This is a genomic window from Streptomyces sp. SID1328, assembly GCF_009865595.1.
Taxonomy (GTDB): domain Bacteria; phylum Actinomycetota; class Actinomycetes; order Streptomycetales; family Streptomycetaceae; genus Streptomyces; species Streptomyces griseoluteus.
In genome coordinates, this window is the sequence record NZ_WWKH01000137.1 from 1 (window position 1) to 6,608 (window position 6,608).

Genomic DNA, 6,608 nt, shown 5'->3' on the forward strand with positions numbered 1-6,608 from the left:
CCCGCGCCTGGGCGGTGCTCGGCGCGGCCTACGTGGCCCGGGCGAACCGCACCGCCGACGCGGCCGACCTCCCGCGCGCCGAGCGGGCGCTCGGCACCTCACTGAAGGCGCGCGCCACGAAGAACACGGAGGCGCTGGCCGGGATGACCGCGCTGGCCAACGCCCGCCGGGACTTCGCGGCGGCCAAGCGGTACGGGGAGCAGGCGCTGAAGCTGACCCCGAAGCGCTGGTCGGCGTATCCCCCGCTGATCGACGCGTACAACGGGCTCGGTGACTACACCGCCGCCCGGAAGACCCTGGACAGGCTGATGGCGCTGCGCACCGCCCCCGCGGACCGCCCGGCCGTGATGGCGCGGGCGTCGGCCGTGTACCGGGACCGGGGCTGGCGCGAGGACGCGATGGCCCAGCTCACGGATGCGGCGGCGGCCGCCGGTACACCTGCCGAGCAGGCGGCCTACCGTGCCGGGGTCGGTCAGTTGGCCTGGGAGCGCGGCGACCTCACGGATGCTCTCGAACAGTTCGCGGAGGCCCTTCGCCTGGACCCGGCCGAGGCGACGGCGGGTGCCGGCAAGGCCCGCGCCCTCGCCGCCCGGGGCCGTACCGCCGACGCGCTCACCGCGTACCGCGAGGCCCTCGCGAAGCGGCCGGACGCGGAAGTCACTCTGGAGCTGGCCGAGTTGTACGAGTCGCTGCACCGCACCCGGGACGCCGAGGCGCACTACGCGCTGGTGCGGAAGCGGGCGGAGAAGTCGGCCTCCGACGGCGTCGACGAGGAGCTGCTGCTCGGCCGGCTGGAGGCCGACCACGGTGACCCGCGGGAGGCGGTGACCCGGCTGCGTGCGGAGTACAAGCAACATCCCGGCATCGAGGTGGCCGACGCGCTGGGCTGGGCGCTGCACCGGGCGGGCGAGGACAAGGAGGCGCTGAAATTCGCCACCGCCGCGACCGACAAGACCAAGGGCGGCGGGGTGCGCAGCGCGCTGCACGATTTCCACCGGGGCATGATCGAGTACGAGCTGGAGCGGTACGGCTCCGCCCGGTTGCAGTTGGAGGACGCGCTGATGGTGAACCCGGCGTTCTCGCCGCTGTGGGCGCCCGAGGCGCGGGCGGCGCTGCAGGACATGGGTGAGATGAGCGAGGGGCCACTGCCCGCCGACGTGCTGTGAGTTGGGGGCGCGACCGCTCCTCGCGCCCCCAACTCAGTCTGTGAGAAGCGGGTTACAGGTTGCCCCGCTTCTCCTGCTCCCGCTCGATGGCCTCGAACAGAGCCTTGAAGTTGCCCTTGCCGAAGCCCATCGAGCCGTGGCGCTCGATGAGTTCGAAGAACACCGTCGGCCGGTCCTGGACCGGCTTGGTGAAGATCTGCAGCAGGTAACCGTCCTCGTCGCGGTCGGCGAGGATCTTCATCTCGCGCAGCGTCTCGATCGGCACGCGGGTGTCGCCGACCCACTCGCCGAGGGTGTCGTAGTAGGAGTCCGGGGTGTCGAGGAACTGGACGCCGGCCGCGCGCATGGTGCGTACCGTCTGCACGATGTCGTTGGTGGCCAGCGCGATGTGCTGGACGCCGGGGCCGCCGTAGAACTCCAGGTACTCGTCGATCTGGGACTTCTTCTTGGCGACGGCGGGCTCGTTGAGCGGGAACTTCACCTTCAGGGTGCCGTCCGCGACGACCTTCGACATCAGCGCGCTGTACTCGGTGGCGATGTCGTCGCCCACGAACTCCTTCATGTTCGTGAAGCCGAGGACGTTGTTGTAGAACGCCACCCACTCGTCCATCTTGCCGAGTTCGACGTTGCCCACGCAGTGGTCGATGGCCTGGAAGGTGCGGCGGGCGGGCGGCTCGACGATCGGGTCGGCGGCGACGAAGCCGGGGAGGTACGGGCCGTCGTAGCCGGCGCGCTCGACCAGGGTGTGCCGGGTCTCGCCGTAGGTGGCGATGGCGGCCAGGACGACGGTGCCGTGCTCGTCCTTCACCTCGTACGGCTCGGTGAGGGGGCGGGCGCCGTGCTCGACGGCGTAGGCGAACGCGGCGCGGGCGTCCGGCACTTCGATGGCGAGGTCCACCACGCCGTCGCCGTGCTCGCCGACGTGCCGGTCGAGGAACTCGCCCCAGGGGGTGGCGGGGCGGATCACCGAGGTGAACACGAACCGGGCGGCGCCGTTCTCCAGGACGTAGCTCGCCGTCTCGCGGCTGCCGTTCTCCGGGCCGGAGTAGGCGACCAGGCGCATGCCGAAGGCGCTGGAGTAGTAGTGCGCGGCCTGCTTGGCGTTGCCCACGGCGAAGACGACCGCGTCCATTCCCTTGACCGGGAAGGGGTCGGCCTGCCGGGCGGTGTCGGGAGTGTGCTGAGTGGTCTGCGTCATGCTCGAAGGGTGGCCCCGCTCTGCAAGGTGCGCAATAGTTCGCGTATTCGCTGGTCACTCTGTTAAGCCTTACGGCGGTACCGGCGGGCTTTCTGTACAGGATGACCATCCGGGGAGGACGTCGTGGCGATCGATCATCTGGACGGGCAGATCATCGTGCTGCTGGCCGAGGAGCCGCGGATCGGGGTGCTGGAGATGTCCCGGCGGCTGGGGGTGGCGCGCGGCACCGCCCAGGCCCGGCTGGACCGGCTGCGCTCGCGCGGGGTGATCCGGGGCTTCGGGCCGCAGGTGGACCCCTCGGCGCTCGGCTATCCGGTGACCGCGTTCGCCACTCTGCAGATCCGGCAGGGGCAGGGGGCGGACGTACGGGCGTACCTGGACGGGGTGCCGGAGGTGCTGGAGCTGCTCACCACGACCGGTACCGGGGACATGCTGTGCCGGCTGGTGGCCCGCTCCAACGCCGATCTGCAGCGGGTCATCGACCGGGTGGTCGGCTTCGACGGCATCGTGCGGGCCTCCACGGCGATCGTGATGGAGAGCCCGGTGCCGCTGCGGATCATCCCGCTGGTGGAGCAGGCGGCGGGGGAAGCGCTCGACTAGCAGCTGGGGATCTTGCCGGTGCCCTTCTCCAGGGCGACCAGGGAGTCCACGGCGCCGTCGAGATTGGTGACCGGGATCAGGCGCAGGCCCTTGGGCAGGTTGGTGCGGGCGTCGGCGCACTCGGCCTTCGGCACCAGGAAGACGGTGGCGCCGTCGCGGCGGGCGGCCTGTGTCTTCAGGGCCACCCCGCCGACCGCACCGACCTTGCCGTCCGCGTCGATCGTGCCGGTACCGGCGATGGTGCGGCCGCCGGTGAGGTCGCCGCCGCTGCCGTCGCCGTCCAGCTTGTCGATGACGCCCAGGCTGAACAGCAGGCCCGCGCTGGGGCCGCCCACGTCGGCGAGGCGCAGGGTGACCTTCACGTCGTCGGGGTCCTTGCGCAGGTGGTCCAGCGCCGCGGTGGTCGCCGCGTCCTGCGACTGCCGCATCTGGGCCGTGTTGTGCTTCTCGATCTCCTTGATCGTGTCCCCGGTCGGGTACACCGCGTCGTACGGCATCACCGCGCGGTCGCTGCGGAACCAGTTGTCGACCACCTGCCCGAGCGACACCCGCGTACCCGGTGAGGTCGCCTCGATGGTGGTCATCCGCAGCTCGCCCGACGTCTTCCGCGTCGGCGCCCCCGCCACCGTGATCACCGGCGTCCCGTCGTTCTTCCCCAGCACGTTCGCCGTCATCCCCGGCTGAGCCACCGAGAACGGCAACGGCGCGAACACCGCGACGGCCACCAGCCCCACGACAGGCAGAGAACACAGGGCGATGATCCGGGAACGCGAGAGACGTGAGAGCACGGAGTAAATCTAACGCGCGGCTTCTGCTCCGAGCTTGGCCGGTGCGTACTACCTCAGCGCGTCCGCGACCTCCCTCGCCGCTTCCACCACGCGGTGGCCCACCCGCTCCGGGACCGCGTCGGTCAGCATGACGACTCCCACGCTGCCCTCGACGCCGGTGACGCCCAGGAGGGGGGCCGCGGCGCCGCTCGCACCGGCCTCGAGTTCGCCGTGGGTGAGGGTGTAGCCGGGGTCGGGGGCCGGGGATTGGCGGGCGGCCAGGATGGCCTTGCCGGCGGCGCCGCGTTCCAGGGGGTGGCGGAAGCCCGCGCGGTAGGCGACGTGGTAGTCCGTCCAGGTCGGCTCGACCACGGCGACGGCGAGCGCCTCCGTACCGTCGACCAGGGTCAGATGGGCCGTGGCGCCGATGTCCTCGGCCAGCGAGCGCAGCGCGGGCAGGGCAGCCTCCCGTACCAGCGGATGCACCTGGCGGCCGAGCCGCAGTACCCCCAGCCCGACGCGGGCGCGGCCGCCGAGGTCGCGGCGGACGAGCGCGTGCTGCTCCAGCGTGGCCAGCAACCGGTACACCACCGTCCGGTTCACCCCGAGCTTGCCGGACAGCTCGGTGACGGTCAGGCCGTGGTCCGTGTCGGCGAGCAGCTTGAGGACGCGCAGTCCCCGGTCGAGCGTCTGGGAGGTCTCCGCGGTCACGACGCCCCCTCCTTCTGCGGTGAGGCCGGCGCCCTCCGAGCGGCGCGCGTCACCGAGCCCCGTCGGCGACGCGTATCAGAGGCCGCCGATCGGCAGGACGGCCCGGCGGCTGACGGGCCCGTCGCTTCACGGCTGCGCTCCGCGGCGGCGCTGCCACGGGGCGTGTGCGTAGCGGGACAGTAGCGAGCCGGTCCGCTCAGCGGAAGACTCGGTCCAGAATCCGGTCAGGGCCGGTTCCGGCCTGCCAGTGTTCGTCCGCATACGCCCGGCGCACGTTTCAGCGCATCCGGGTCGCCCACTCCCCCATCTTGGCGATGCGCTGCTTGAGCTGGCCGGCGGTCGCCTCCGCGCTCGCCGGGCCGCCGCAGACCCGGCGCAGCTCGGTGTGGATCACGCCGTGCGGCTTGCCGCTCTGGTGGACGTAGGCGCTGACCATGGTGTTGAGCTGCTTGCGCAGCTCCATCATCTCCTTGTGGCTGACCACGGGGCGCCGCTCGGCGGGCAGCTCCAGCAGGTCGGCCTCGGTGTCCGGCCGCTTCTTGCTGTGCGCGATCTGCCGGGCCTGCCGCTTCTGCAGCAGCAACTGCACCTGCTCGGGCTCCAGCAGTCCGGGGATGCCGAGGTAGTCCTGCTCCTCCTCGCTGCCGGGGTGGGCCTGCATGCCGAACTCGGCGCCGTCGTAGAGGACGCGGTCGAAGACGGCCTCGGACTCCAGCGCCTCGAAGGAGAACTGCTCCTGCTCGCCGGTGTCCTCGTCCTGCTGCTTGTTCGCCTCGTCCATCTCCTTCTCGGACTCGGCGTACGGGTCCTCCTCGCCCTGCTTCTTCGGCTTGTCGAGGGCGTGGTCCCGCTCCTTCTCCATCTCGTTGGCGAAGGTCAGCAGGTCGGGGACGGTCGGCAGGAACACGGACGCGGTCTCGCCGCGCCGCCGGGACCGTACGAACCGGCCGACGGCCTGGGCGAAGAACAGCGGGGTGGAGATGGTGGTGGCGTACACGCCGACGGCGAGCCGGGGCACGTCGACGCCCTCGGACACCATGCGGACGGCGACCATCCAGCGGTCGTTGCTCGCGCTGAAGTCGTCGATGCGCTTGGAGGCGCCCGCGTCGTCGGAGAGGACGAGGGTGGCCTTGGTGCCGGTCAGCTCGCGGATCAGCTTGGCGTAGGCGCGGGCGGAGTCCTGGTCGGAGGCGATGACGAGGGCGCCGGCGTCCGGGATGGCCTTACGGACCTCGGTGAGCCGCTGGTCGGCGGCGCGCAGCACGCTCGGCATCCACTCGCCGCGCGGATCGAGCGCGGTGCGCCACGCCTGGCTGACCGCGTCCTTGGTCATCGGCTCGCCGAGCCGGGCGGCGATCTCGTCGCCCGCCTTGGTGCGCCAGCGCATCTGGCCGCTGTAGCTGAGGAAGATGACGGGGCGGACGACGTGGTCGGCGAGCGCGTTGCCGTAGCCGTAGGTGTAGTCGGCGGCGGAGCGCCGGATGCCGTCGTTGCCCTCCTCGTACGTGACGAAGGGGATCGGGTTGGTGTCCGAACGGAACGGCGTACCGGTGAGCGCCAGACGCCGGGTCGCGGGCTCGAACGCCTCCAGGCACGCCTCGCCCCACGACTTGGAGTCACCGGCGTGGTGGATCTCGTCCAGGATCACCAGCGTCTTGCGCTGCTCGGAGCGGTTGCGGTGCAGCATCGGGCGTACGCCGACACCGGCGTAGGTGACCGCGACCCCGTGGTAGTCCTTGCCGACCGGGCCCGCGCTGTACTCCGGGTCGAGCTTGATCCCTATCCGCGCGGCGGCCTCCGCCCACTGCTTCTTCAGGTGCTCGGTCGGCGCGACGACGGTCACCTGCTGCACGACGTGGTGGTGCAGCAGCCAGGAGGCCAGCGTCAGCGCGAAGGTCGTCTTGCCGGCGCCGGGGGTGGCGACGGCGAGGAAGTCACGCGGCTGCTCCTGGATGTACTTGTCCATCGCCCCCTGCTGCCAGGCACGCAGCTTGCTGGCGGTGCCCCAGGGGGCCCGGCCGGGAAAGGCGGGGGACAGATGGTTCGAGGCGGAAGCGGCGGTGGTAGTCACGGTCTCCGGGGGTGGGGGCGTAGGGCAACTCGGCTACGTATGACAACCGGGCCACCCTACCGGCGCCACCGGCTCCGCCGTGCTCGGACGGGGCG

General features: G+C 71.6%; 6 protein-coding genes. 2 read left to right on the forward strand and 4 right to left on the reverse strand.

The window, feature by feature from the left end; genetic code table 11:
* Window positions 1-1,166 (forward strand): tetratricopeptide repeat protein (locus GT030_RS04255; protein ID WP_161199910.1); only part of this gene is annotated, 1,166 nt, incomplete at its 5' end.
* A gap of 52 nt (window positions 1,167-1,218) precedes the next feature.
* Here GT030_RS04255 and hppD read toward each other — a convergent pair.
* A complete protein-coding gene (gene hppD / locus GT030_RS04260) occupies window positions 1,219-2,364 on the reverse strand; it encodes a 4-hydroxyphenylpyruvate dioxygenase (RefSeq protein WP_161199911.1) in 1,146 nt (381 codons plus the stop codon).
* Between the two features lie 123 nt (window positions 2,365-2,487).
* Between hppD and GT030_RS04265 the strand changes: the two genes are divergently transcribed.
* Window positions 2,488-2,964: an Lrp/AsnC family transcriptional regulator gene (locus tag GT030_RS04265; protein WP_161199912.1), complete on the forward strand. Its 477-nt coding sequence runs from the start codon at window positions 2,488-2,490 to the stop codon at window positions 2,962-2,964.
* Here the strand turns inward: GT030_RS04265 and GT030_RS04270 are convergent.
* The 3 genes from GT030_RS04270 to GT030_RS04280 all read right to left on the reverse strand — a co-directional run bounded on the left by GT030_RS04270 (window position 2,961) and on the right by GT030_RS04280 (window position 6,513).
* On the reverse strand, window positions 2,961-3,752 hold the full coding sequence (locus GT030_RS04270; protein ID WP_161199913.1) for a S16 family serine protease: 792 nt from the start codon (window positions 3,750-3,752) through the stop codon (window positions 2,961-2,963). The genes GT030_RS04265 and GT030_RS04270 overlap by 4 nt on opposite strands.
* Window positions 3,753-3,800: 48 nt before the next feature.
* Window positions 3,801-4,442 (reverse strand): helix-turn-helix domain-containing protein, encoded by a 642-nt coding sequence (locus GT030_RS04275; protein ID WP_161199914.1) that lies wholly within the window; start codon window positions 4,440-4,442, stop codon window positions 3,801-3,803.
* 277 nt (window positions 4,443-4,719) lie between these two features.
* Window positions 4,720-6,513, reverse strand: coding sequence for a DEAD/DEAH box helicase (locus GT030_RS04280; protein ID WP_161199915.1), 1,794 nt, complete (start codon window positions 6,511-6,513; stop codon window positions 4,720-4,722).
* Window positions 6,514-6,608: the final 95 nt, after the last annotated feature.

What these genes read in the sequence shown, in the direction of transcription:
- hppD (WP_161199911.1), bottom strand. Translation starts at nt 2,364, where the DNA reads ATGACGCAGACCACTCAGCACACTCCCGACACCGCCCGGCAGGCCGAC.